Raw genomic sequence first — 24,624 nt, forward strand, 5'->3', positions numbered from 1 at the left:
TTATCCTTCCATCTCCTTAGCTAACGCATAAATGGACTCATAGTCGAATACTTGGTCATTCCGCTTAAACAAGGCAGCCACTGTGGCGCGGTGCACTTTCATTTTAAAATTACCGATAGCAATCGCCCCATAGAGAATTTTCCCCTCCCGTTCTTTGCCATTGTCTGTCACCTTCATACCCTCTACCCCTGACGGTTCTACCGCATTAATGTCAGCGATAACCTCCAAGGACGGGGCAGAAGTCCAAGTCTCATGGTCGAGCAAACGCACTCCCGGAGAACCACAACAGGCCACGATATTTGTTCCTTCAGCTAAAGCCCTTTTCACCTCTTCCTGATTAGCCGCCTGAAGAGGCTGTATCTTTCTGCCAATATTCTTCTCCATACGCTGGCATACTTCCACTGCGCGTGAAAGCTGGCGTGAGGAAAGAACTACCTGACAGCCCTCCCGAGCGAGCAATGTCGCCACTCGAATCCCTACGGGACCTGTACCAGCCAAGACAAGCACTTTCTTACCCGCCAAGTCACGGCCCTTGGCGACTTTATGCACTAAGGCGGCCGCAGTCGTGTTGCATCCGTTGGCATCGAACATTACGGACACTTTAAATTGAGCAAAGAACGTTCCTAAGACTTGCTTCATCAGCTCCTCCGACGCAGGGACTTGCGTACCCCCAATAAAAATAGCGGTATGGCGCAATTCTTCACCACCGCGAGTAAAGATAGTACCATAGACAAGATTCGCAACATCGTAGGCTTGAACTCCCCCGTAAGGGAGAACATGATCTACCCCGGCATCATAGGCCGTAATCTGGTCGAAGACACTGACCTGCACATCCGGTTCAAGTTGGAGTAAAATATTCTTCATCAGCCGCTCCTCCTAGTATCTCGATTTTATGGGTTACAAATTAAATCAGCTTAGTCTGAAACTCGGATTTTCGTTTAAGACTCAGGAACACCCGCTACCTGAATTCCTCGTTCCATCAAAAAGAGGCTTACTCGGTTAAAGGCCTGGCGTTCCCTTTTCCCTCCTGTTTTTCGAACTATGTCCGACCACATAGGCCATGGGTCTGTAATATTCAACTTCGGCAACCATTGCCAACGGGTTGCTGCGATAGTCGCTTCCAATACAGCCGATTGGGCTCTGCAGAATCCGCCATACCCGGCCCGCTCCACCCGATGCTCCACTTGCCCCTCGACAAACGCAGGTTCGATGGAATCATCAAAGCGGATAACCTTGAATTCCCATAGGGTCTGCACATCAGCTAAGCTTGGGGGACAAACCCTTTGGGACGGCACATAGGGCAAACATTTAGAATACAGAGCGGTCTCAACAAAAACAGCGACATCCTGAGTGAAATTGATCACCCCTTGCCCTGTGGAGCGTAAATTCTCATAGGTTTGGGAATTTGAAAAGAGACGTAAAACAAACGAGTTTACCGGCTCAGGTTTATGGTCCGACTCCAAAATATGAACTCCCATCGGGGCAAAGTTGACATTCCCCTCCGGGCTGAGTGATGAAACGATGGCTTCAAGAATCATAGTGATTAACCTGCCTTAGACTATTCAACTTCGCTCTCATTTATATACCCCCAGCGTAAAGGGTCATCCTGAACATATTTTTTTCCGAGTCTTAAAGCCAGCTCTGCCTTACTTAGTTCACGACCCAGATAAAAGGCATGGTTCACATCGCAAATTCCTAATTGAGTAAAGAGTCCTTGAGCTGAAGTACCTTGTAAGAACATATTGGCATTAAAGATATAAATAGATTTGTCAGCAACAAAAATACGAAAGTTTTTATCTTTTATAACCGACTGCATCTCTTTTAATTCACTATGATTAAACCGATTGCCATAAGGGTCTTTAATCGTTAACAAACCATAATCCAAATGTTTGGGCAAACGCCCCTCTATTGAAGCTCGGTACATCAAATGACGCGCCCTGCTTGCTTCCGAAACTGCGCCCCGGGCCCTATGACTTACTTCGGTGGTCAGGATGTAATTTACGTTTAGCTCTGTAGCAATCCCCATCATGAGAGCATTAATCCCTGTGCTATCCGCATCGACCAGTTCTGTGACATTCCCTAAACCCATTAACAGATTGCAGCCCGGTAATTCCCGCCGAAGAGTTCTGTACCGGCTGATCCCCTCAGCCAAGCCCATGGTTAACGGGGGAAGAATTGGGTCAAGGATGTAAGGTTTATGCCATTTTTCCATTAATTCGAGGGTCCGGTACAAAGAAGGCAAATCTTCCCCATCATCTGGAATCAGCACCGCCGGACAGTCAAGGATTTGCCCTAGGTCAATGTTCTGGGAATTCAAACTAAGAACGAGATCGACCCCTTCCTGATTGGCTGTCAGGATGTCTTCGCGTTGATGGCTGTCAATACTGACTTTAAACCCTTCAGCTTTCAGAGAGCGTATGACCTCTCGCAAACCTGGAAAAGGGCCGTGCACATCCCCTCCAAGATCGATGATGTCTGCACCGCTTTGTTGATAGTAATGCGCCTTTGCTATGATCTCAGCAAGGCTCAAACGAGGTGCATCGACGATTTCCGCTAAAATCTGCATGGGTGAAGCTGCACTGCCTTCGCTGATATCAGGGAGAGACTCCTCAAGGTAAATACCGCCTGTGAGAAAGGCAGGCAAATCCTTTAAATCCTTAGGACCCCGTAACACTTGACAGCCGGTTCTCTGTTTGATGGATTCAAGTGAACCCTGACATAAACCGGGGATGATGATGGTTTCAGCTCCGCTTAAAGAAGCGTACTCCTCCAATTTCCGGGCAATAAAGTCTGTCGTCATCAGGGCAGCCACACTGCACCGGAGAGATTTTACTTCACAGAACAGGTCACAGTTTATGGTTTTCACCACAGAGGCAAGGGCTCGATTCGCAATGGTTCCGGTAATCAATAAGTATTTCTGTAAAGAAGTCATCACTTATCCCCCACACTTTGGGTTAATTTATACGGAAGTATTAAAGAGCGTTTTTACAACTCATATTTGCGATCATGACTGAAAGTGCGCAGTTGTAGTTTCAAGTCTTCCGGATCACGAGCTACTTCCACTCCTGTCCAGCTCGCTAAACAATCTATATTGTCCAGATCGACTTTGCGTACGTGAACTTGCACAGACTCTCCGAGGGGGGTTAACGAATTCATTTCCGGCTTAATATCACAGGGCAATATTAGGGTAGGGATCTGACATTTACCAGCGTGCGCAAATAAATTCGTTACCAAATTATCGGAGATGCCGTTCACCATCTTGGCGATAGTATTTGAGGTTACCGGAGCAATGACTGCCGCCTGATAATATCCCCTATACAGTTTTGTTACTGGTCTGGAACTGAAACCGGTATCCCAAAATAAGTGCCGGCCGGATTGTTCTAATCGTTTAAGCAGTCCATAGTTAGCCAGCACTTCTTTGGCCGCATTGGAGATGAAAATATCCACCTGATCTAACTCAAGCAAGATATTCAGACATGGCTCCAAGAAATGCCCTGCTCCGGTTATTCCCCATGCTATTCTCGGATGCATGCTTTCCACAACTTCAGGCATCCCCATTACCACCCTCTCACTTTTAGGGTTTTAACTTATACTCCATTCTGCTCCATGGTTTACGCCCCCGGCCACCCAAACTTGACCGCGGTCACCCATTAAATTCCGGATGTTCTCTGCTAAGGAGGCCAATTTCTTCCTATCGGTAAACCCGTATACCGTTGGGCCCCACGAACTTTGTCCAACTCCTGCTGCTCCTTGGGACAACATATATTCTGCCACGCGCGCTCCATCAGTTGTTGCAAATCGACCACCTTGAACCGGACTAAAATAGTCTCCTAAATGTTCTTGGATTTCTGTCACACCCTGTCCAAAACGTTGTAAATCCTTTTCTGCCAAAGCCGGTAACAGCTTCATAAGCAGGAGCCTGCTAATCCTCCCGGATATATGCTCTTCCATCGGCAACAGAGATTTAAACGCCTTTTCTTCCTTACTGCCGAACATTTCCTCACCTTTCTTGGGGATGGCAATCACGATGGCCCACTCTTTAGGAAATGAAAATCTTGTTATAACCGGAGGTACATGGTAGTTAGTTTTAGTACCGCTGATCGTTTCACTGGCGGGTTTTCCTCCATCCACTAAAAATCCACCTTTTTTAAAGGCTGCTACCCCTATTCCGGAACGACTTCCCTCGCGATCCGTCAAACCGGCTAATTCCAGCAAAGGGGGACGCAGTCCGTAAACGCGAGTGATAGCAAAACCTAAAGCTAAGGCGAGTTGCGTTCCCGAACCCAGGCCGCTATGGCTGGGTAATGACTGCATAAGTTTGATTTTTACGCCCGGTAATGAATAGTGTTGGAGATATTGCAAGGCAATGCGTTCCGCCCTTTTTATTTCAGATTCCGGACCTTCAATCTGCAACTTACTTCCCTGCTCCGATGTCAATTCTAACTGAGGTTGATCGATCGCTAAACCTAACCCTCCGTAAAGACGGCCTAACGAGCCATTCAAATCTAACTGACCGAGGTGCAAACGGGCGCCAACTCTAACCCAGGCCTTCGGCATACATTCATCACCTTTCCATCGCAAAGTCGGAAAACATTTGCAGGCGCAGTTTACTGTGTGTCGTTTGAGGCATCCACTTTCTTCAACAGGAAGACTCCGCAACGAAGCCTTCCTTTAAAAGAATAGTTAGGCCTTTTTACTCATCAATAGACTCTCGGCATTCGCCGAGGAAGTTGGGACACTTTTTGGAGACTCTCCCCGTTTCAGCTCCCGAAATCTCGCGAGGCTACACCAGTAGCTGTTTCAGCTTCTTTTTCATTCACCACTACTTCATACACAAAAGCCGCTAAGATCGCACCGATAATTGGGGCCACCAAAAAGATCCAGAAGGTAGGCCATCCATTGGGTCCGCCCGCTAAACTGTCCACTAAAATCGGACCAAAAGAACGGGCCGGATTGATTCCTTGTCCGGAAATGTTTCCAAATGCGGTAATAATCAACGCTATATTTAGTCCTATTCCTAAACCAGCCAAGCCTTTGGGAGCTCTTTTGTCAACGGCATAAGCCATGATACCTAACATGAGCAAGAAAGTGCCCACTAATTCAGCTAAAAACACTTGCCCTAAGCTCATTCCAGGGAATACCCCCGGCGCTCCTAACCCACCAACCGTAGCACCCTTGCTCCCTAACATGCCAAGAAGAGTAAAAGAGCCTAGGGTAGCGCCAATAAATTGGGCGATTATATAGACAATGGCATCTTTAGTCGGGATACGTTTGGTTATCCAAAGAGCAATCGTCACTGATGGATTAATATGACAACCCGATACCGGCCCAAAAAGATAAATAGCAGTGGCAATCACAATTCCGAAGCACATACCGATTGCCAGCCAATCACCCAATCCCCCCAAAGCACCAATGCCAATGTTAAAAGCAGAGGCCTTCTGTTCCCCTTCTGCCAGCATTAAAGTAACTGCTGCGCTGCCAGTACCAACAATAACGAGCATCCATATTCCAATTAATTCAGCAAAGAATTTCTTAGTCAATGAACCCATTCCAACACACCTCTTTCAAATATGATCAATCGAGAGAGGAATATTTGAGGACGAGAGGAGGCTGCTTTGGCATCACCTCCAACTCCCCTTCTTGCTTACTCCAACTGCTTGGATATGCTGTTAAACAGCACTGCTCCAGTTACAATAAGCACATCGTTTTATTAAACTGGTGACAGCACAGTCTTTACAGACTCTGGCCGGTGAACCCGGGCTTGTCGGATCTAACGCAATAATATTGGTCATTAAGGTTGCCGTCACAGGTTCACTGGTCAAAAGACATGGGAAATCCGCCAGACGCATTAGGGAAGAGAAATGGACAGTTATTCCGCACGCCGGATAAGTATAGCGTTGTGGATTAACGATCACTTCATTGGCATCAATTGCGCTTATTTGAACCGGAACCCCTTTTACTTTTCCGCTGGCCAGGATTTTAGCGCCACGGTGAATCATGTCCATAAAGTCTACATTGTGAAGCTCAGCCGCAGGCCCGCGATCCGGGTATTTTTGGACAAAGTTTGTATAACGTTTAGTAAGAAGATCAACAACCATCGGGACTGTGAAAGCGTCTTTCTCCAGGATGTAAGTGACAGCTGCAGCCGTAGATCCTGTGGCAACACTCAAGATATCATAAACACCTTTGTAGCCTTGATCTAAACCTAGCTTTAAAGTTTGCTCCATAACATCGGAAGTCGCTTCAATAATTGCCATGGTCATGTCATCTTTGGTCATGTTATACATAGATTGGGAAATGTGATGGGCTACATCCCCAACGCAATACGCCGGTACTGTAACAATGTTGCTGTAATGGACTCCTGCATCAACTGCAGCTTTAATCGCCGGGCGCATTCTTTCTCGATAGATTTCCATGTATTTCTTGACGTCAAACGAGGAATGCCCCGAATCTGTCATCAACTTTGTTTGAGCTTCAATCGGTCGATCATAGACGAGTTGAAGCATGGCAATTTCTTCTTCGACTGCCTTTGCAGTTGTCGCTCCGGCATTGATTGCATTTGCGAAAGCGGAGCCGATTCCATACGAGGTATTCATCCCCCAAGATTTCGAAGACAAGATTGCTTGCTTATATTTTTTCTCTATATTCATGCCGCTTAAAATAGTGTTCACAACGTTACTGGTGGACCCCGGAACGAAAGCAAAATCGACCACAGCTGTAGGCCCATAGAACCCACCATAGCGCCGTAAGGATTCTCTGCCGATTAAAGCCTCGTTGGTAGCAATTGCTGCCATGAACTGTTCGACTGCGCTCCTGAAAGCCGGATCTAATTCGTAAAGAACTTCAAGGATAGCTGGAGTTTGGTAATGCTCAACGAAGGGATCATCTTCAGGGCGAACCGTATCTGTGAGTTGCAGCAAGGTTTCATAATGAGCATTCACTGAATCAACATGAAGACGAATTACTTCAGGACTTTGCCCTTCTCCAACGGTCATGGCGTTGACGGCATCGACATAGGGTTTGGCATCAGTAATTTTAAATTCTCCACCTCTTTTCGCCTTAATCACGCTCAAATCCGCTTTTTGGGCTGCTAAGGCTTCCTCAATCATTTTGGCATACAGTTCTTTTGACATGAAGTTAAAACCCCCCATTTTTTATTTGGATACCTTTGTAAGCATCCATCTACCTATATAGCAAATAAGAGGCCAAGCCTAAAATTCCCTTTAAACACAACTAATTTGACTTAATTTTTGCAATTGAGCCAAATTAGTTGTAAATTAACGCATCTGTAAGCCATCTGAGTACTAGATAATATAAAAAACATTGCTCAAAAGTGGTACGCTGTTCAAAATTGTAACGTTCCGTTTTCTTACAAAGAAAACTTGGCTAGTGCCAAGTACAAAAAAAACAAAAGACCCTTCGATAAATTTCGAAAGAGCCCTTTTGAGCGAAACGTTATTTTTAATTACTAAATACTAAATTTCATCCTTACTTAAACCCGTTTAAATCTCTTGGAATGGAAATGTGATACGTTTTTATTTTTCGATAAAGTGTATTACGGGCGATGCCTAACGCTGAAGCACAATGGGTAATATTCCAACCAGCCATTTCCAGTGCCTCAATAATTAGCGTCTTCTCCAGATCCTCCATCGAGGAAACATTTATTTTGGCTTTTTCAGGAGGTTCACTTAAACTTTGTAAGGACTCCGGTAAAAGCTCCGTCGTAATGATTCGTCCCTTTGCTAAGATCACAGCATGTTCAATGGCATTAGAAAGTTCGCGCACATTTCCTGGCCAGGAATAGCTTTCTAACGCTTCAGCAGCTTTTCTGTCAAGTTCACATAATGGTAACTGGAGCAGTTGCGAAAACTTATTGATATAATAATCTACCAAGAGCAGGGTGTCTCCTTTTCGATGTCGTAAAGGAGGCACAGAAATATTAATAACGTTTAAGCGATAGTACAGATCTGCCCGAAAATTACCCCTCCGAACTTCTTCCTTCAAATTCCTATTGGTTGCCGCAATCACTCTAATGGTAACCGCAATTGGCTTAAATCCCCCAACACGAACAACTTGTTTCTCTTGAAGTACTCGCAGTAACGATACTTGCGTCTCCAAGGGCATGTCCCCAACTTCATCCAAAAAAATGGTGCCTTCGTTGGCCAACTCAAATTTGCCTGGCCGTCCCCCCCGCTTAGCCCCGGTAAATGCACCTTCTTCATATCCGAAAAGCTCACTCTGCATAAGCTCACGCGGGATGGCAGCGCAGTTAATGGCCACAAATGGACCGTGACAGACCGGGCTGGCATTGTGTAAAGCTTGGGCAAACATTTCTTTACCCGTGCCGCTTTCCCCCTGTAAGTAAATCGAGGACATACTGTCTGCCACATCTTTAGCCACTTGGATACTTTTTTGCAGTGAGGAACTTTGTCCAATAATATCTTCGAAGGTAAAATGTGCTCTTGCTCCAACTATTTTATTAACTAAGCGGTGGATATTTTTCACTTCCCGAAGGATTGCCACGCCACCACAGACTTCTTGGTTTTTGTCAATAATAGGTTGACCTGAAAATAGAAAGCGCACCTGCCCTGACCCTGTATCGAGAGTCATCTCGCGGTCGTTAATCCTGCGCCCTTCAGTCAGCATGACAGTGGAAATCTTTGAGTTTTTGAGAAGATCACCAATCAATTGACCTTTGTAGCTCTCAGAGTTAATATGCAAAATTTTTTGGGCAACCGGATTCAACTTAGTAACTCTTCCGGCTTCATCAAAAGAGATAAGCCCTTCTGACATATACTGCAAAATAGCATTAACATTATTATAAGCGCGAATGATTTCCCTATTAGCCGATTCCAGGCGCAGTAAGTTCTCAATTGCTTCGGCTGCTGCGACGACCATCCCTAATGTATGAGCGTGAGCATTATGATAATCCCCAGAAACATCGAGAATCCCTATCATTTCACCGTTTTCTCCCCTGATAGGCGCCCCTGAACATGTAATCCCATGGTTCTTTCGGAAAAAATGCTCTGCCGCAAAAACTTGAAGTGGCTTTTTCTCTATTTTCACTAGGCCCATAGCATTTGTGCCTTTGTTCTCCTCATTCCAGAATTCGCCAATTCTAAAAGTACAGTTTTCTCCTATGATATCTTGGTCCCCCAAAAGTTCAAGTATACAGGCCTCATGGTCAAGTAAAAGAACAACGAAGCCCGAACCTTTTACCAACTGATAAAGTCTCTCCAAAAAAGGTTTGGCCACTTCAATAAGCTTTCGATTAGATTTTCTTCGAATCTCTATCTCATTTTCGGATGCTCGTGAGGTTTGAACCACTTCCGGGTCCAGATTTTTCGCCAGGCAACGTTGCCATGAGGACATGATTATTGGATTCAGCTGGTCTGTCTTACTATTTGTATTTCCCTTTATAACAACCTCTTCCCAGGCTCTGTCTAGATTTTGAATATATTTTCACCTCGCTTTTTATCTGAATTAATTAAATACTTGGGTGAAATACCTCCCGAATTATTTAAATAAATCCCCTATCCTTATACGTAAGCAGGGCTACAATCATATTAATGACAGCTATACCCTGCATCTTTCTTTTCTTTTCTTTTCTTTTCTTTTCTTTTATTTTCTTATCTACATTCTACATCACTTAACTGAATTTTCAAGGATTATGGCCGTTTATTAAGAATAGAATTTTCTAATATCTTTTTATAAAAAAGAGACATCTAACGCATCTTGTCCGCTCCAAATGCTCTTTTTGGAGTTGGGCATTGGCAAGGGCCAGACTATCCACTTCTTTTAACCACTCAAATAAACGATCATTCGTTTAATGTGAAATCCTAGATTTTCAACATTTCAGGACAAAATCTCACATCCTAACACCCCCACTCATAAACTATCGTGGAGGTGTAGGAATGAATGGAGTGAATTCCGTCCCTGGTCCAGTAACCCAATGCAGCACTCGAATTAAAAGTGTTGAAGAATTTCTAAGTACTGTCGATAATGCCTTTAAAAACATTTGTCCAGTTACCGAGAAATGCGAATTATGGTATCGTGGTCAACCCCTATGGACAATACTAAAGTGTAAAGAAAATCAAGGGAGAGGTGACCATTTTGAGGGAGGATTTCAATAATATTGAAGCTGAGTCCGATCAACAGCAAAATGCAGCTAATGCCGCAGAAGGTTCAATTCCATTTACCGATCTTTTTTCGTCTCAATTTATGCAACAGTACACACAGTTTGATTCCATTGACGAGTTGCTGTCATCTGGTGGATTTGAAGTAAATTCTGAAGAAGATTATGAGGCTATCTCAGATGAAGACATAGATGCTCATGTAGTAAAAACTACCAAATTTAATTCTTGGAAAGAAATGCTAACGAACGCGATAGCAACCGAATTTACTATGAAATAGGTTGTTATGGAAAATTGCTTTTTCTTGATTGGTGTTCAATATTAAACAAGGTGTTCCGCTAAACAACGAAACACCTTGTTTTTGAGTGTTCGGCACTTTACCGAGAGTTGAGATCTAAATCAGGGCTCCTTTTACCTGTCCGCTTTGCTTACCTTCCGAAGCCGGCCCTTAATCGGAGTGTTTTGCAGATTCTGCAACACCAACTCCCCTTTATTGTTTAAGATTTCGACAAAGGTTGATACATCCAGGATATTGATGATCCCGATATCTGCCGCAGTTATGCCCTCAATACTGCAAAGCGTGCCCACAATATCGACGGGCCTCATCTTTGTTTTCTTCCCGGCATTCACATGGATCTTCATGATTTCGGTGCTCAGCTGCACGCCTTTTGTTTCCTTGATTTCTGGCAACGCATTGTTTTTCTCCATAAAATCTGGTTTCGACTTATGTACCGTTTCTTCTTCCGGTCTTTCCTTTAAAAGAATCTCTTTGCCGATGTAGTCGTGGATTTCCTTTAAAAACTTATCTTCATTTTTGGTAACAAAGGTTATGGCTTTACCCAGTTTGTTGACTCGGCCTGTTCTTCCGATCCGATGAACATAGCTTTCTCGGTCGTATGGGATGTCATAATTGATGACCAAGGTAATGTCCTCTATATCCAGACCTCTCGAGGCAACATCTGTCGCACATAGATATCTAAAATACCCTTGTTTAAAATCCTTCATAACATTCAATCGATCTCGTTGTTCCATTCCGCCATGAATCTTCTCACAAGCATAGTCCAGCTTCACGAGTTCAGTGTAAACTTCATCAACCGTTTGTTTAGTATTGCAAAATATCATGCAGCTGTCCGGGTTTTCAATAATCGTCAGATCTCTCAAAAGTTTCATCTTGTCTGTCTGATCGACAAGATATCTTTCCTGAGTGATCCGATCTGCCGCCGGATTCTGTTCTTCGATTTCCACGCGGATGGGATTTTTCATAATCTTACTGCATAAAACATTGATGTCTTGGGGCATTGTCGCTGACAATAAAATGGTCACCCGCTCTTGAGACAAGTTGGCAATGATCGTTTCGATTTGCTCGATAAAACCCATATTCAGCATCTCATCTGCTTCATCGATGACCAGGTATTTTATATTTGATATATCCAAGGTCCCTCTTTCGATATGATCGATCAAGCGACCCGGGGTTCCAACCACAACATGGGTTTTTTGTTTAAGTTCTTTTTCCTGAACATGAAAAGGGTACTTCCCAAAAATTGCTGCTACTTTTATTCTTCTAAATCTGCCGATATGAAACAGATCTTCTTTGACCTGAACTGCAAGTTCTCTGGTGGGGGTAAGCACTAATGCCTGGGGTTTATTCTGCTCCCAATCCACTAATTCACAAATAGGAATGGCAAAGGCCGCCGTCTTTCCGCTTCCGGTCTGGGACTTGACGATGATATCCTTTTGGGCCAAGACAGCCGGGATCACCTGCTCCTGGACTTTAGTGGGACTGGTGAAATTCAATAAGCTAATTGCTTTTAATAACTCACTACTTAATTGATAGTCGTTAAAATTACCCTTGTTCATTTAGAGGTCTCTCTTTCATTATGCGTTTCCTGATACTGGCTTTCAAAGTATAAGATTACTAAACACAGTTTAAATAATCCAAACTAAATTATAATGCAAATTCATATTTAAGCAAATTTATGCTTATCTTCTTGAAATCCCCTCTGAATCCCGCAGTTCTCGGAACAGCCCAAAAAGGCCTTAGGAGTTTGCGCTCCTAAGGCCTGGCTTCTCTAAGCGGGATAGCTGATACTCATAGATTTGCTGAGTTAAAAAAATCTGTTTATCACTGCCTGGATAAACCCTTTTATATCCTTAAGGTTTTCTTGTAAAATCCGATAAATCTCAGCGTCATCAACCTCTTGGTACAGGTTCACAATTCGATTGCGGAACTTCACCATTTGCACTAGCGAGTGTTCTTTATCTTTATCCAATATCCCATGTTTTATTAATAGCTTAACAGCTTCTGCAGATGTATTGGGGATTCCCCACCGCTCTCTTGCTACTACCACCATGACTGTATTCCTCCTTAAGAGCCAACTCGTAATCTCGAGCGAATACTGCATACTTAACTGCATAGTCAGGATAAGCCTTTATCACACATTCAATAAAATCGCTATGTTTTACATAATCTCCCTCGTAAAGAAGCATGCCTTCCCGGAGTGCACGAAATTGTAAAGCGATAGGTGAGCGATTAAGATTTACCAAATCTATTCGATCATGACCAATATGAAGGCTTAAGGCTCCATCCAGCTCCAACTCTTCCGATAATGTAACTGGGCGAGTAAAAACTACCCCCAAATCAATGTCACTCTGTGGATGCTCAAACTCTGTCCCAAGTGATCCAAATAAATAAACAGCAGCTATCTCAACTCGGGCCCGAAAAAATTCTTTCCATGATTGCAGCTCCACGGGTACCTTTCGCATAGATATGTCCCCCCTTGTCCCATTATAGCATGGCATATGTGAACAAAAAAGGCATATGGAAAAATTTTACTATCGCGATATCCGTCACTCAAGACAATTCGATTATTTAAAACAAATGACAGGCGACCCAATGGCCGGGAGAAACTTCTTTCAGTTTCGGTGCATTTAGTTTACAAGGTCCAAACTCCTTAAAACAGCGGGAACTGAAGCGGCAGCCGGCGGGCGGGTTAATCGGACTGGGCACGTCGCCCTTTAAGATAATGCGTTCTTTTTTCTCCGAATTAATGACGGGAATAGCCGAAAGCAAAGCCTGAGTGTAAGGGTTCAGTGGGTTGGCGTAAAGCTCTTTTTTCGGAGCGATTTCAACCAGTTTCCCCAAGTACATTACCCCTACCCTGTCGCTGATGTGTTTGACTACCCCTAAGCCATGAGCAATAAACAGATAAGTAAGCTTAAACTCTTCCTTTAAATCATCTAGCAGATTTAAGACCTGGGCTTGGATGGAAACGTCCAGGGCGGAAACCGGCTCATCACAGACGATTAGCTTGGGCTCCACAGCCAGGGCACGGGCAATCCCCACCCGCTGCCTCTGACCGCCGGAGAACTCATGCGGAAAGCGGTTGCGCTGGTGTCTTGCCAGACCCACACAGTTTAAGAGAAAGATGACCCGCTCTTCCACTTCACTCATCGGAAGCAGCTTGTTGATGATGATCGGTTCGGCGATGATATCCCCAACTGTCATTCTGGGATTCAAAGAAGCGTACGGATCCTGGAAAATCATCTGGATATCCTTACAATAGGAACGGCGCTGTTTCTTATTTAGAGCAGACAGTTCCTTGCCCTCAAAAAATATCTTTCCGCTTGTAGGACTGTAGAGATTGACCAGTATTTTACCCAGGGTTGTTTTCCCGCAACCCGATTCACCAACTAAGCCGAAGGCCTCCCCTTTGTTAATGGTTAAGGACACTTCATCAACTGCTTTCAAAACGGAAACGGGCTTGCCGCGCCAATCAGTATCAATGGTAAAATACTTGGAAAGGTCTTGAACTTTCATTAATACTTCGTTCATTTTGCGCTCAATTCCCCTTCCTCGGCTTTGTCATATAAAAAGCAACGTACCTTGTGCCCATTTATCTCTTGCAACTCCGGCATTTCTTTAGTGCAACGTTCCATGCAACGGTCGCAACGGTCGGAAAAGGAACATCCTGGCGGCATATGCAAGGGGTTAGGCACCATACCTTTGATCATGAATAAATGTTCATCACTCTCATTATCGATTTGAGGAATAGATTGCAGCAAACCCACGGTGTAAGGATGTTGAGGGTGCTCAAAAAGGGTCTTTACGTCGGCTTCCTCCACAATTTTACCGCAGTACATTACGATAACCCGATCGGCTGCTTCGTAAACAACGCCTAAATCATGGGTAATGAGCAGAACAGCCATATTAAACTTTTCCCTCATTTGATAAAGCAGCTCCAGAATTTGAGCCTGAATTGTTACGTCCAGTGCCGTAGTGGGTTCGTCGGCAATCAAAAGATCCGGTTCGCAGGAAAGTGCCATAGCGGTCATGACTCTCTGGCGCATTCCACCACTCATTTGATGGGGATAGTCGTTGGCACGTTCGGCCGGGGAAGGTATGCCCACTGTATCCAGCATTTCAACAGTACGTGCCAGGGCTTCTTTTTTGGACATTTTCATATGAGTCATAATGTTTTCCATGATCTGATCCTTGATACGCCAAACCGGATTTAAAGAGGTCATCGGTTCTTGGAATATCATTGAGATCTTATTGCCACGGATTTCTTGCAGTTCTTTTTGGCTCAACTTAGTCAAATCCTGAGATTTAAATAAGATTTCTCCGCCGGCAACTCCGCCCGGTTTCTGGATTAGTCCCATAAGGGAAAGGGATGTCACGCTTTTTCCTGAGCCGGATTCGCCAACAATGGCCAGAATCTCGCCTTTATCTATAGTAAAACTGACATCATCGACGGCCCTTACAGTGCCACGTTTCAGTTTGAATTCCGTTCTTAAATTTTTAACTTCCAGTAACATCCTATTCACCACCCTTATTTTATTCTGGATTTCGGATCTAGGGCATCTCGAAGTCCGTCGCCAAAGAGGTTAAACGCCAGTACAGTAATGGTGATAGCAATACCGGGGAAAATCAGTGTATAGGGTGCAGTGAAAATAAAACCCCTTGCTCTGCCCAGCATATCGCCCCACTCGGCAAACGGTGGCTGAACACCCAAACCTAAAAAGCCAAGTGCCGCAGTGTCTAGCACAGCACTGGATATACCCAGGGTGGCCCGGACGACAATTAGGGAAATAATATTCGGCAAAATATGCTTGAAAATAATACGACTGTCTCCATTGCCAATGACCCTTGCAGCTTGGACATAGTCATTTTCTTTGACTGAGAGAATACTTCCTCGAACTATTCGGGCATATTCCGGAATGGAAACTAGACCGATGGCAATGACTGCCTTGTCCAATCCTTTGCCCAGCGCCGCCATAAAGGCGATGGCCAGCAAAATAGACGGAATAGCCAGCATTACATCCATTGTCCTCATAATGAGAGCATCCGTCTTGCCCCCGCGGTACCCCGCAATGGATCCTAACAGAACTCCGATGGAAAGAGAAATCGCAACGGCCGTAACTCCCACAAACAGTGAGATCTTTGTGCCGTCAATAATTCTGCTGAACACGTCTCTGCCCAGTTGATCCGTGCCAAACCAGTGCTCGGCATTTGGCCAGATAAAGCTTTTAGTCATATCGGAATAATTGGGATCATAGGGCAATATCTGTATTCCTATTAGCTCACTTATCCATACAGTAATGGCAATCAGGGCCAGCAAAGCGATGATAACCAGACCAACAACTGCGGCCTTATTCTGCTTAAGGGTTTCCCACATTTCTTTCAGCTGCGATTCCGGTTTCTCCACATATTCTGCAGCCTGTATCAAATTCTCAGCTGAATTCGCACTATTATCTTTAGCCACAAGCTACACCTCTTTTTTAGAATATTTAATACGTGGATCAAGGAATGCATAGAACACATCAACAATCAAGTTTACAAGCACGAAAATTGAAGCAATGAGCAAGACAACCCCCTGCACCACAGGAAAATCCGATTTTAGGATGCAGGCCACGGTGTAGGCACCGATCCCGGGCCAGGAGAACACTGTTTCCGTTAGCACAGCACCGCCGAGAAGACTGCCAAGTTGCAGTCCAATAACCGTGACGATGGGAATCAAGCCATTGCGAAGAGCATGCCTGATAATCACTCTGCCTTCTGAAATTCCTTTGGCTCTGGCAGTGCGAATAAAATCCTGCTGCAAGGTTTCCAGCATACTAGAGCGGGTCATTCTGGCAATGATGGCCATGGAATACATTGCCAGGGCACTTGCCGGCAGCACCAAATGCCGAAAAGCATCCTTAAAGCCGTCCATATTGTTTGTCATCAGACTGTCAATTAAATAAAAACCCGTAATATCTAACGGCTGCAACAAAGGGTCAATTCTTCCGCTCGAGGGAAGCCAATGCAAGGTGCCTGAAAAGAAAATAATCAGCAAAATACCAAGCCAGAAAATCGGCATTGAAACGCCGATGAGAGCAATAAACATACCGGCATTATCGAAAATTGAGTTCTTTTTCACCGCAGAAATCACACCAATAAGGATACCGAAAAAAGAAGCAAGCATTATAGCAACTAAAGCCAACTCGATTGTGGCCGGAAAACGGGCAAAAATCTCTTTAGTGACGGGCATCTTGGTATAGTAAGAAGTACCTAGATCGCCGGTTAGAGCACCTGTAATATAATGAAAATACTGCAGGTAAATCGGATCATTCAGTCCATTTGCCTGTCGCCACACCTCGACAGCTTCCTGCGTTGCGTGCTGGCCCAAAACAATCGGAGCGGGATCCGGTGAAAAGACGCGCATGATGAGAAACACAATAATGGAAACCCCAATCAATACGGGAATTAACATCAAGATTCGTTTAAAGATATATTTGAGCATTTACAACAACCTTTCAGCAAAAAACAAAACCGGGAACCGGTTTGAAGACCGGTTCTCGGCAGCCTAAATTCACAATACGAAAACAGAGTTATTTCTTCGATACGCCAACAAACGGTGTAACACCGGTCATATGGAAGTAGAAATCACTAATATTCGGTCTGTAGGCACAAAGTGTTTCAGCGTGGGAAATTGGAAGCCAAGCAGCGTCTGCAGCAGCCATTTTTTCCAGTTGGGTATAAATCGCAATGCGATCTGCACCGGCAGGAGTTTCCACACCCTTGACAATTAACTTATTAAATTCAGGATTTTTGTAGAGTGCAACGTTCATGGTGGGGTCTTCGTGAGCTAACAGATACATAAAGTTATCTGGGTCCCCGTTATCTCCGATCCAACCATAGAAGCAGATATCATAATTGCCTGCTTTTAATTTTTCCTTATAAGTTGTCCAGTCATAAGAATCGATAGTGCAGGTGACGCCTACTTTGGAAAGATACCCTTGAACCGCTTCAGCCAACGCTTGTCCTGTTGCTGAATTATAGGGTCTGGGGTTGGTGTAAGTCATCAATTTTACGGAAGTTAAGCCTGATGCTTTAATCGCTTTGGCAGCAGCCTCGACATCGTATGGTACTTGAGCGATGCTCTTGTCGTACCCTTCCATAAAGGTGGGCAGAACGGAAGTTGCAGGTTCGGAGTAACCTTGATAGAGGCTCTTCACCATTTCTGGGACATTGATAGACTGAGAAATAGCAGCCCGAAGCTTAGGATCGTTAAATGGTTTTTTGGATGTGTTGAAAGCCATGTAATTGATATTCATACCCGGGGCTTGGAAGATTTTATTGCCTGCGTCAGTGATCTGTTTAACCACAGTGGCATCAATACCATCAATCATATCAGCCTCGCCATTGTTTAAAGCAACTACGCGTGCTGAGTTGTCTTTAATAAATTTGAAAATAACATTCTTGGTAAGGGCCTTGGTTCCCCAGTATTCGTCATTGCGAACTAAAACAATGTTTTCGTCCTTTGCCCAATTTACAAACTTGTAAGGACCTGTACCAACCGGTGCCTGGTTCACATTGTTGTTATTGTCTTTTAAAGCCTTGGGGCTGATAATCGGTGCACTCATAACCATGGCCAGATTGGCGAGGAAAGGCGTGCTGGGAGCTGTCAGATTGACTTTGACTGTGTTCTTGTCCACAACCTGAACATCTTTCACGGAACCGTAAACAAACGATGCGTAAGCCATGTCCGCAGTCACCTGGGGAGGCAACTGGCGATCGATGTTAAACTTCACAGCATCGGCATCAAAATCAGTGCCGTCATGGAATTTTACGCCCTCTTGCAGATGGAACGTATATGTAAGGCCGTCCGGACTCACATCCCAACTTTTAGCAAGAGAAGGCTCAACCTTTGTGGAATCTTTGCTGTACTTTAGAAGCCCATCATAGATATTGATCATTACTTTAGCCGACTCACCGTCGTCGACCATTGCCGGGTCCAGCCCTCTTGGCTCTGCGCCCTGAGCATAGATCAGGGTATCACTTGCCTTTGGTGCTGTGTCACTGCTTGCCTTAGGCCCTCCGCAGCCGGTCAAGGAAATCCCGACGAGAGCTACTGACAGAACAAGAGCAGCGATCCTTTTGAATTTCTTCATTTTTTTCTCCCCTTTTTTACTTTCTGATTTCAGAATACAATATACCGTCACTTTTTTAATAGTGACACCATAAAATTGTATGCGCAATACTTCATTTGCTAATAAAACTATAATTTCTATTTAATTATTTGATAATTGAAAATTACAAGCGGATATCCCCAATGTATGGTTACGTCACATTTTTTCATTACATATTCTTAGTATACTTCAGTTAATTTATACATTACTGTGTTGTATTACAGACCGTCTGACAAACCGACAAAAACTAAGTATATTTTATCTCCAATCTACACATTTGATCATTATAATTATATTCATCTAATAAGTATTAACTTTAAAGTAACTTACTTCAATTGGAAAGATTCCTTTAATATAAAGAAAAGTTTTTCAGCAGATTATAACTTGGCTCAGGCAATAAGTGTTCAAGTGTCATAGCTTGATCATTGAGATCTTTTGCAGTAGGCCAATAACAGCCCATCACATTCAATACATAATACTTAGAATTTAAATGATTCTTAATCCCTAATTTCATTTCATAAGTCTGCCAAAAGATATATAATTAATTAAAATCACGAAAGAAGGTAGAACTATGTCCGTCTCTTTAGTTTTTGTAAATAACAAAATCGAGTTTGAATATGTCTCAGATCAAAATAAAATTTTTGTTTTTGATATCAAGAATGATAAGGCGTTACCAACTTATTCATTACCTGATAAATCTGCAGAACTCGATAAAGCTGCTTTCATTGATATTTGTCTGAATATCCGTAAACAAATTGACAAAGGAAGACAGACCTTGAAACAGCGTTCGCAAGCAAATTTGTAAATTATGCAGCTGTGCCGTTAAAAGTAAACTCGTTCAATGAATTTCAAAAGCCCCAGCAATGCTGGGGCTTTCGCCGTAAGACCCTATTTTATCTTCTTATCATTCACAAACTCTTCTTCATATTCTAATTGTTTATTCTTATCGTACCTTACCCAACTCCCATTTTTCTTGCCATTCTCAAAACTTCCAATTTGCCATAACTGACCCGTTTCCCTATAGAACTTCCATTCCCCTGCCATTAGTTCATTTTCGTAAGCACCTTCTGCTCTTACTGTTTACGCCTATGCCCTTTTACTTGTTTTCTTCGCTATGCTGCAAGGCTTATATCCCCCGGCGTACAGTTTTCCGAGCCTCATTCCTACAAGAGAAGCGAGTTCGTCTATAGAGGACACTCCCCTTTCAGATAATGCTGACAATAAAACATTTCCACAAGCAGCAGCATCTTCTAAGGCGTTATGATGCTCAAAATCATGATTTATAAATTTGCAAACTGTATCAAGTTTGTAGTTGTCTAAACCGCTCCAGGTCTTTAGCGCCGTTTTATATGTACATAAATATTCTACTTCTGGATATGGGATTTCATATAAGTCCAATACATGGCGCAATACTGACATATCAAAAGACGCATTGTGCGCAATAACATAAGCATTTTTAAAGAGCGGTTTGAGTTCCGCATAAATCACATCGAATTCCGGAGCGTTCTTAACATCTTCCTCTTTAATTCCATGGATCATGACATTGTAAGGATCAAAGTAGCAATACTCCAGATGTGGTTTTATAAGCCAATACTTGGTATCGATTATCTTACCCTCTTCGATAACTGCAATCCCCACTGAGCATGCACTTCCGATAAAATTATTTGCTGTTTCAAAATCTATACACACGGCCCTCATTAAAATTTCCTCCTGTTTTCCCAATCCTTTGAGTATGCCAATCAAATCTTTTCTGTATAAAAGTCTACCAATGACCTTATTCTGCGTTTTTCAGCTAAACCCTGCTTTAATGTGCTTGCTCCATTGGCAATTGGACCAGAAAGCTGATTCGCCATTAATTCGGGTAGGAAGTGTGCTCATAGAAAAAAGGCCACTCATTGAGTAGCCTTCAAAATTAAATCCCGCAAAGTTCCTCCAGAATTAATGGATACACGGCTCTAGATTAATCGTCAATCAAACTGAACCTATACGTTTTTCACCGGAGTAAATAGGGTTGTAGCAAAAGCTCCTTACAACTACGAAAACAAAACAAGATAAATGTCACTCTGTAAACCAACTAGTAAGGGAATCTCAATACTTTGACCTAACTAAACGCAAACCAGTCAAAAACTAAGCTTTTAAGGTAATGAAACTAATCTGGACAAATCCTCCACTATTTCTTCAATTACTTTAGGTTCTAACCAGGAACAATCGAAAAACAGTCACTAAGGAGAAGTTTTAGATTTCAGATCACTCAACAGGTAACTTGAAAAACCATACAACAATTAGGATAATCTTCGGACTAGACTTACCGAGCTCATTGACATGCGGACTCAACAACGACTTTCCAACACGCTTTTCCCAAAGACCAAACTACTACTGACTTCTAAATAGTGAGAGGAACTTTGCGGGAAATCTCTCATTATAACAACAAAAACCACCCTTCTAGGCGGCTCCAATTCTTCGAAATTCAGCATCGACTTAATTAATTGCGATGCCTAAACCTTCGATGAATCGAAACTTTACCTAGCACGCGACCAATAAGTTATTTTGCAAATCTGAATCTTATGATTGACTCTTTATGCCTTTATTATAGCTGAAATCCGGTTCCTGTCAAGTGCCTTTAAGAAGTTTTTTAAAGGCCTTGTGACGTGTCTGAATCCAATAATGCAATCGTACAAAAGAAGCATGCCCGCGCCTATTCAACGTGGAGCATACTTCTTGTTTATCCTTAATAACACCCCCCGGCAAAGCAGCTTGTCATTACATCAAGAATCCTCCACAGACTTTGATACATTCACCATTAACAAAACTAGAGTCATCTGAAGCCAAAAATGATACCACTGAGGCAACTTCTGACGGATTTCCGGCTCTGGCCGCAGGACATAACATAATTGCCATGGACTTCATGGGTTCAGGCATGACCCTTGTCATCTCTGTATCTATTAGTCCTGGGGCTATCGCATTAATGGTGATATTTTTATTTCCCAGCTCTTTGGCAAGAGACTTGGTTAAACCAATCATACCCGCTTTAGAGGCGCTGTAGTTTACTTGTCCTGCATTACCCCAAGCAGATGTTGAGGAAAGGTTGACTATTTTCCCATATTTCTGCTGACGCATTTTGGCAACTACTGCCTGACAACAATTGTACACGCTAGTAAGGTTTACAGATATAACCGAATCCCATTGATCTTCTGTCATTTTATGAAACATAGCATCTCTGGTGATTCCTGCATTGTTGACAAGTATATCTACTTTGCCAAGTGTCTCATAGATTTTGCTGAATACTTCATTTACTTCGCTTCTATCTGCGATGTTACATTTCATAGGTATAACTCTTTTTCCCCCAGTGTCCAATTCCTTAACTGTTTGGTCCAGTTGTTCCTGGTTAATGTCCAAAGCCACTACTGAAGAAGCACCGTCTTCCAATAGCCGCGCTACAATGGCAGCACCAATACCTTGGGCCGCTCCTGTTACAACCGCCACTTTGTTTAATAATTTCGTCATAAATTTTCCCTCCTTATTTCGGATGCAATTTGATAACTTCATTTGTAAAACTTCATTTGTTTAAACTTTCCATATCTTCCCTTGATCTCCTGCCAGAATCAATAGGAATAATCAAAAAAATCAGACCTTTAATCGCGGCAGTTCATCACTATACTCCTTACGAGGTCATTCGAGACTCTTTCAACCCTTAAGACCATGTTTAACTTTGCAGTCCTGAGGCAATAACCTGTATTTAGACGGATTGATCAAATCATATGACCGGAGCGATAGGATCTCAAGTATAAATAGTCCTTGTCCCAACAAGAACGATGTGTTACCATATTGACAGGGAATAACTGGAATCAGAAGGAGGTTTAATCCTTGAGTGATACTGCTCAGCGCTCTGAACAATTGTACACGTACCAGGATTACCTTACTTGGCCGGAAAGTGAGCGCTGGGAATTGCTTAATGGACGGGCTTACAATATGACTCCAGCCCCTTCGCGCAAGCATCAGGAAATTTCCGGACAGTTACTTACTCTATTTAATAACTATTTAAAAGGTAAAACTTGCCGAGTTTATGCAGCCCCTTTCGATGTCCGCTTACCCCAGCTGCAAGAGAGCGACGAACAAACTTCAACTGTGGTTCAACCGGATTTAGTGATAGTATGTGATACGAGCAAATTAGACCATCGAGGCTGCAAGGGCAGTCCGGACCTGGTTGTGGAGATTACTTCTCCCTCCACTTTTCAAAAGGACCTGAAGAAAAAATTTATTTTGTACGAAAAAGTAGGCGTTCGTGAGTACTGGATTGTTTACCCGGAGGAAAATACCCTATCTGTATTTCATCTTACCCAGGAGGGTAAATACAGCAGACCGGAAGTGTACACCGAGCAAGATTCAATTAAGGTTGGTATATTCGAAGATCTGACAATAGAACTTTCAGAAGTCTTTGCCTAGACAGAAACATAAAAACCACTGACATCTGCGTCAGTGGTTTTTATATACGCTCTTATCCATACTAAAAAGAAGCCGGAGTCATGGCCCAGATTCCTATGGCAACCTGATCTCCGTGATTAAAAAAGCGATGGGGAATTGTGCTGTCTAAGTAAATACTGTCCCCTTCCCTCAACAAATATTCCTTGCTTCCAGCCACTACCGTCATCTCCCCATGAACAACAACTCCGCATTCTTCTCCTTTGTGTGCCACTAAATCTCTATAGGTTGAAGTCCCCGGCTCTAAGACAATTGAAAGGAACTCTAACTTAGTCTGATTATTAACCGGCGAAAGAAGACGATAGGTCACATTGGATTTAGGCAATATCATAACTTTTTGCTCTTCACGTGGAATCACAATAACCCGCTCATTTGAACTTTCTTCAAATAATTCAATCAGAGATATCCCTAAAGCGTGGGTAATCTTCCAAAGTGAATCTAAGGAAGGAGTGGAAAGACCGCGCTCTATCTGACTGATCAAACTGGGGCTTAGGTTACATTTGTTGGCCAAAGCCTCAACTGTCAGTTCTTTTTCATGACGGAAATTGCGAATTTTTCTTCCCATATCTTTGATGGGAATTCCCTCAGGCAAGTTTGATAAATCATTCATATTCTCTACGCTCCCGGAAGATAGTGTTGCAAAAGGTGATCATCCAAATATATTTTGGGTTTTCGAATAACAAAATCCACATGATAGATGGACTTTGTTAAGCCCAGATTGTAACTGTCCCCAATAGCAAAATGGACGCTGCCGCCTTCCTTTTCATCTGTCGAAATATTGTTGTAGGGTTTATTTATAGTTGGATTCATCCCAATTGCAAATTCGCCGATATTACAGACCCCACCGGCATAAAGTCTAATTCGGTTAATGAATTCATGACTTCCAGCGACTAACACCCCTGCCTCAAACTCTAACTTCAAGGGTTCGCTTGGCAGCCAAAGCCGTGATACGGTGCCATCGACAACAATTTGACCTGAAAATGTCTCTTCGATTGGACAGGTATAGATTTCTCCATCCGGCAGTTGGGCTAATTTGCCTGGCTCACAATATCCGTCTGCTGTAATCCAGCGCCGTCCTTCGATTGAAAAGCTAATATCCGTTCCCAATTCCGAAGTAATCTTCACTTTTTTAACGGAAGACAGTTTCTTCTTTAAGGACTCTGTCGCAGTGGAAATTACCGGATACTCCAAATCTCCCCAGAAGTCATCTTCCAAATACCGTTCATCCCAGTTCCAAAGTGCCAAAACAAGTTTTCCCTGATCAAATAGCTCTTGTCGCAATTCCTTTAAGTAAATAGAGTTTTCTAAAGTCGGACTGTATAATTCAATGATATGGGTAGCTCGACAGATCTCTGGAGATGAGGCTAAATATATTACAGAAATATTTAAGGGAACGGATAAGATTGGACAGGTGATATTAAGTAATTCTTTAAGTTTATATCCAAACCTTAGATTATCGGTTAGCAGCAACAAATTTTCGATTGGTTGTTTTTTAGCCAATGATTCCAAGATACGTTGTCCAACTTTTGGCAACCTATACATCCCCTTTATTCTTTTCTCC

Annotated in this window: 25 protein-coding genes; 4 read left to right on the plus strand and 21 right to left on the minus strand. The window is 43.2% G+C overall.

Features of this window, described 5'->3' with window-relative positions; genetic code table 11:
* The 8 genes from BUB11_RS18990 to BUB11_RS19025 form a co-directional block, all read right to left on the minus strand.
* Positions 1 to 864 (minus strand): NADP-dependent methylenetetrahydromethanopterin/methylenetetrahydrofolate dehydrogenase, encoded by an 864-nt coding sequence (locus BUB11_RS18990; RefSeq protein WP_073031339.1) that lies wholly within the window; start codon positions 862 to 864, stop codon positions 1 to 3.
* Between the two features lie 74 nt (positions 865 to 938).
* Entirely contained in the window at positions 939 to 1,538 is a 600-nt protein-coding gene (locus BUB11_RS18995; protein ID WP_073031341.1) for a DUF447 domain-containing protein, read from the minus strand.
* Positions 1,539 to 1,558: 20 nt separating this feature from the next.
* A complete protein-coding gene (locus BUB11_RS19000; protein WP_073031343.1) occupies positions 1,559 to 2,932 on the minus strand; it encodes a DUF6513 domain-containing protein in 1,374 nt (457 codons plus the stop codon).
* A 53-nt stretch (positions 2,933 to 2,985) separates the two neighbouring features.
* On the minus strand, positions 2,986 to 3,552 hold the full coding sequence (locus BUB11_RS19005; RefSeq protein ID WP_159436957.1) for a flavoprotein: 567 nt from the start codon (positions 3,550 to 3,552) through the stop codon (positions 2,986 to 2,988).
* A gap of 30 nt (positions 3,553 to 3,582) precedes the next feature.
* Positions 3,583 to 4,557 carry a beta-ribofuranosylaminobenzene 5'-phosphate synthase family protein gene (locus tag BUB11_RS19010; RefSeq protein WP_073031345.1) on the minus strand — a complete coding sequence of 325 codons (975 nt, stop codon included), beginning with the start codon at positions 4,555 to 4,557 and terminating at the stop codon, positions 3,583 to 3,585.
* A gap of 203 nt (positions 4,558 to 4,760) precedes the next feature.
* Positions 4,761 to 5,549, minus strand: a complete 789-nt coding sequence (locus BUB11_RS19015; RefSeq protein WP_073031347.1) for an MIP/aquaporin family protein — start codon at positions 5,547 to 5,549, stop codon at positions 4,761 to 4,763.
* Between the two features lie 120 nt (positions 5,550 to 5,669).
* Complete coding sequence (locus BUB11_RS19020) at positions 5,670 to 7,133, minus strand: DUF2193 domain-containing protein (protein ID WP_073031349.1); 1,464 nt, start codon at positions 7,131 to 7,133, stop codon at positions 5,670 to 5,672.
* 355 nt (positions 7,134 to 7,488) lie between these two features.
* On the minus strand, positions 7,489 to 9,372 hold the full coding sequence (locus BUB11_RS19025) for a sigma-54-dependent Fis family transcriptional regulator (protein WP_084110405.1): 1,884 nt from the start codon (positions 9,370 to 9,372) through the stop codon (positions 7,489 to 7,491).
* Positions 9,373 to 9,914: 542 nt separating this feature from the next.
* Between BUB11_RS19025 and BUB11_RS19030 the strand changes: the two genes are divergently transcribed.
* Both BUB11_RS19030 and BUB11_RS19035 read left to right on the plus strand, forming a co-directional pair.
* On the plus strand, positions 9,915 to 10,133 hold the full coding sequence (locus BUB11_RS19030) for a hypothetical protein (RefSeq protein ID WP_073031353.1): 219 nt from the start codon (positions 9,915 to 9,917) through the stop codon (positions 10,131 to 10,133).
* Positions 10,114 to 10,413 carry a hypothetical protein gene (locus tag BUB11_RS19035; RefSeq protein WP_073031355.1) on the plus strand — a complete coding sequence of 100 codons (300 nt, stop codon included), beginning with the start codon at positions 10,114 to 10,116 and terminating at the stop codon, positions 10,411 to 10,413. Before BUB11_RS19030 ends, BUB11_RS19035 begins: the two co-directional genes overlap by 20 nt.
* Positions 10,414 to 10,544: 131 nt before the next feature.
* On the opposite strand, the gene BUB11_RS19040 is transcribed toward BUB11_RS19035, so the two are convergent.
* From BUB11_RS19040 to BUB11_RS19075, 8 genes are all read right to left on the minus strand, one after another.
* Positions 10,545 to 11,990 (minus strand): DEAD/DEAH box helicase, encoded by a 1,446-nt coding sequence (locus BUB11_RS19040; RefSeq protein ID WP_073031357.1) that lies wholly within the window; start codon positions 11,988 to 11,990, stop codon positions 10,545 to 10,547.
* 248 nt (positions 11,991 to 12,238) lie between these two features.
* Positions 12,239 to 12,484 carry a type VII toxin-antitoxin system HepT family RNase toxin gene (hepT, locus tag BUB11_RS19045; RefSeq protein ID WP_073031360.1) on the minus strand — a complete coding sequence of 82 codons (246 nt, stop codon included), beginning with the start codon at positions 12,482 to 12,484 and terminating at the stop codon, positions 12,239 to 12,241.
* Positions 12,426 to 12,896, minus strand: a complete 471-nt coding sequence (gene mntA / locus BUB11_RS19050) for a type VII toxin-antitoxin system MntA family adenylyltransferase antitoxin (RefSeq protein WP_073031362.1) — start codon at positions 12,894 to 12,896, stop codon at positions 12,426 to 12,428. Before mntA ends, hepT begins: the two co-directional genes overlap by 59 nt.
* A gap of 106 nt (positions 12,897 to 13,002) precedes the next feature.
* Positions 13,003 to 13,965: an ABC transporter ATP-binding protein gene (locus tag BUB11_RS19055; RefSeq protein ID WP_073031365.1), complete on the minus strand. Its 963-nt coding sequence runs from the start codon at positions 13,963 to 13,965 to the stop codon at positions 13,003 to 13,005.
* A complete protein-coding gene (locus BUB11_RS19060) occupies positions 13,962 to 14,948 on the minus strand; it encodes an ABC transporter ATP-binding protein (protein WP_073031368.1) in 987 nt (328 codons plus the stop codon). Before BUB11_RS19060 ends, BUB11_RS19055 begins: the two co-directional genes overlap by 4 nt.
* Before the next feature lie 14 nt (positions 14,949 to 14,962).
* Positions 14,963 to 15,895 (minus strand): ABC transporter permease, encoded by a 933-nt coding sequence (locus BUB11_RS19065; protein WP_073031370.1) that lies wholly within the window; start codon positions 15,893 to 15,895, stop codon positions 14,963 to 14,965.
* Between the two features lie 3 nt (positions 15,896 to 15,898).
* Positions 15,899 to 16,915, minus strand: coding sequence for an ABC transporter permease (locus tag BUB11_RS19070; protein ID WP_073031373.1), 1,017 nt, complete (start codon positions 16,913 to 16,915; stop codon positions 15,899 to 15,901).
* Positions 16,916 to 17,003: 88 nt separating this feature from the next.
* Positions 17,004 to 18,566 (minus strand): ABC transporter substrate-binding protein, encoded by a 1,563-nt coding sequence (locus tag BUB11_RS19075; protein WP_073031375.1) that lies wholly within the window; start codon positions 18,564 to 18,566, stop codon positions 17,004 to 17,006.
* A gap of 589 nt (positions 18,567 to 19,155) precedes the next feature.
* Between BUB11_RS19075 and BUB11_RS19080 the strand changes: the two genes are divergently transcribed.
* Positions 19,156 to 19,389, plus strand: coding sequence for a hypothetical protein (locus tag BUB11_RS19080; protein ID WP_073031377.1), 234 nt, complete (start codon positions 19,156 to 19,158; stop codon positions 19,387 to 19,389).
* Between the two features lie 83 nt (positions 19,390 to 19,472).
* Here the strand turns inward: BUB11_RS19080 and BUB11_RS19085 are convergent, their stop codons facing one another.
* The 3 genes from BUB11_RS19085 to fabG all read right to left on the minus strand — a co-directional run bounded on the left by BUB11_RS19085 (position 19,473) and on the right by fabG (position 22,088).
* Positions 19,473 to 19,628 carry a toxin-antitoxin system YwqK family antitoxin gene (locus tag BUB11_RS19085; RefSeq protein WP_084110408.1) on the minus strand — a complete coding sequence of 52 codons (156 nt, stop codon included), beginning with the start codon at positions 19,626 to 19,628 and terminating at the stop codon, positions 19,473 to 19,475.
* A gap of 42 nt (positions 19,629 to 19,670) precedes the next feature.
* Positions 19,671 to 20,306: a 3'-5' exonuclease gene (locus BUB11_RS19090; protein ID WP_242947613.1), complete on the minus strand. Its 636-nt coding sequence runs from the start codon at positions 20,304 to 20,306 to the stop codon at positions 19,671 to 19,673.
* Positions 20,307 to 21,344: 1,038 nt separating this feature from the next.
* Positions 21,345 to 22,088 carry a 3-oxoacyl-ACP reductase FabG gene (gene fabG / locus BUB11_RS19095; RefSeq protein ID WP_073031382.1) on the minus strand — a complete coding sequence of 248 codons (744 nt, stop codon included), beginning with the start codon at positions 22,086 to 22,088 and terminating at the stop codon, positions 21,345 to 21,347.
* A gap of 360 nt (positions 22,089 to 22,448) precedes the next feature.
* Between fabG and BUB11_RS19100 the strand changes: the two genes are divergently transcribed.
* Positions 22,449 to 23,027: a Uma2 family endonuclease gene (locus BUB11_RS19100; protein ID WP_073031384.1), complete on the plus strand. Its 579-nt coding sequence runs from the start codon at positions 22,449 to 22,451 to the stop codon at positions 23,025 to 23,027.
* 61 nt (positions 23,028 to 23,088) lie between these two features.
* Here BUB11_RS19100 and BUB11_RS19105 read toward each other — a convergent pair whose 3' ends face one another.
* Together BUB11_RS19105 and BUB11_RS19110 are read right to left on the minus strand one after the other, a co-directional pair.
* The gene (locus BUB11_RS19105; protein WP_073031387.1) at positions 23,089 to 23,673 is read right to left on the minus strand and encodes a helix-turn-helix domain-containing protein; all 585 of its coding nucleotides are present in this window, start codon (positions 23,671 to 23,673) and stop codon (positions 23,089 to 23,091) included.
* 5 nt (positions 23,674 to 23,678) lie between these two features.
* On the minus strand, positions 23,679 to 24,596 hold the full coding sequence (locus tag BUB11_RS19110) for an aminopeptidase (RefSeq protein WP_073031389.1): 918 nt from the start codon (positions 24,594 to 24,596) through the stop codon (positions 23,679 to 23,681).
* Between the last annotated feature and the right edge of the window lie 28 nt (positions 24,597 to 24,624).

Source organism: Desulfosporosinus lacus DSM 15449 (assembly GCF_900129935.1).
GTDB classification, from domain to species: domain Bacteria; phylum Bacillota; class Desulfitobacteriia; order Desulfitobacteriales; family Desulfitobacteriaceae; genus Desulfosporosinus; species Desulfosporosinus lacus.

Coding starts and splice junctions, on each gene's coding strand:
- BUB11_RS18990 (WP_073031339.1), bottom strand. CDS start 864: ATGAAGAATATTTTACTCCAACTTGAACCGGATGTGCAGGTCAGTGTC.
- BUB11_RS18995 (WP_073031341.1), bottom strand. CDS start 1,538: ATGATTCTTGAAGCCATCGTTTCATCACTCAGCCCGGAGGGGAATGTC.
- BUB11_RS19000 (WP_073031343.1), bottom strand. CDS start 2,932: ATGACTTCTTTACAGAAATACTTATTGATTACCGGAACCATTGCGAAT.
- BUB11_RS19005 (WP_159436957.1), bottom strand. CDS start 3,552: ATGCCTGAAGTTGTGGAAAGCATGCATCCGAGAATAGCATGGGGAATA.
- BUB11_RS19010 (WP_073031345.1), bottom strand. CDS start 4,557: ATGCCGAAGGCCTGGGTTAGAGTTGGCGCCCGTTTGCACCTCGGTCAG.
- BUB11_RS19015 (WP_073031347.1), bottom strand. CDS start 5,549: ATGGGTTCATTGACTAAGAAATTCTTTGCTGAATTAATTGGAATATGG.
- BUB11_RS19020 (WP_073031349.1), bottom strand. CDS start 7,133: ATGTCAAAAGAACTGTATGCCAAAATGATTGAGGAAGCCTTAGCAGCC.
- BUB11_RS19025 (WP_084110405.1), bottom strand. CDS start 9,372: ATGTCCTCATGGCAACGTTGCCTGGCGAAAAATCTGGACCCGGAAGTG.
- BUB11_RS19030 (WP_073031353.1), top strand. CDS start 9,915: ATGAATGGAGTGAATTCCGTCCCTGGTCCAGTAACCCAATGCAGCACT.
- BUB11_RS19040 (WP_073031357.1), bottom strand. CDS start 11,990: ATGAACAAGGGTAATTTTAACGACTATCAATTAAGTAGTGAGTTATTA.
- hepT (WP_073031360.1), bottom strand. CDS start 12,484: ATGGTGGTAGTAGCAAGAGAGCGGTGGGGAATCCCCAATACATCTGCA.
- mntA (WP_073031362.1), bottom strand. CDS start 12,896: ATGCGAAAGGTACCCGTGGAGCTGCAATCATGGAAAGAATTTTTTCGG.
- BUB11_RS19055 (WP_073031365.1), bottom strand. CDS start 13,965: ATGAACGAAGTATTAATGAAAGTTCAAGACCTTTCCAAGTATTTTACC.
- BUB11_RS19060 (WP_073031368.1), bottom strand. CDS start 14,948: ATGTTACTGGAAGTTAAAAATTTAAGAACGGAATTCAAACTGAAACGT.
- BUB11_RS19070 (WP_073031373.1), bottom strand. CDS start 16,915: ATGCTCAAATATATCTTTAAACGAATCTTGATGTTAATTCCCGTATTG.
- BUB11_RS19075 (WP_073031375.1), bottom strand. CDS start 18,566: ATGAAGAAATTCAAAAGGATCGCTGCTCTTGTTCTGTCAGTAGCTCTC.
- BUB11_RS19080 (WP_073031377.1), top strand. CDS start 19,156: ATGTCCGTCTCTTTAGTTTTTGTAAATAACAAAATCGAGTTTGAATAT.
- BUB11_RS19085 (WP_084110408.1), bottom strand. CDS start 19,628: ATGGCAGGGGAATGGAAGTTCTATAGGGAAACGGGTCAGTTATGGCAA.
- fabG (WP_073031382.1), bottom strand. CDS start 22,088: ATGACGAAATTATTAAACAAAGTGGCGGTTGTAACAGGAGCGGCCCAA.
- BUB11_RS19105 (WP_073031387.1), bottom strand. CDS start 23,673: ATGAATGATTTATCAAACTTGCCTGAGGGAATTCCCATCAAAGATATG.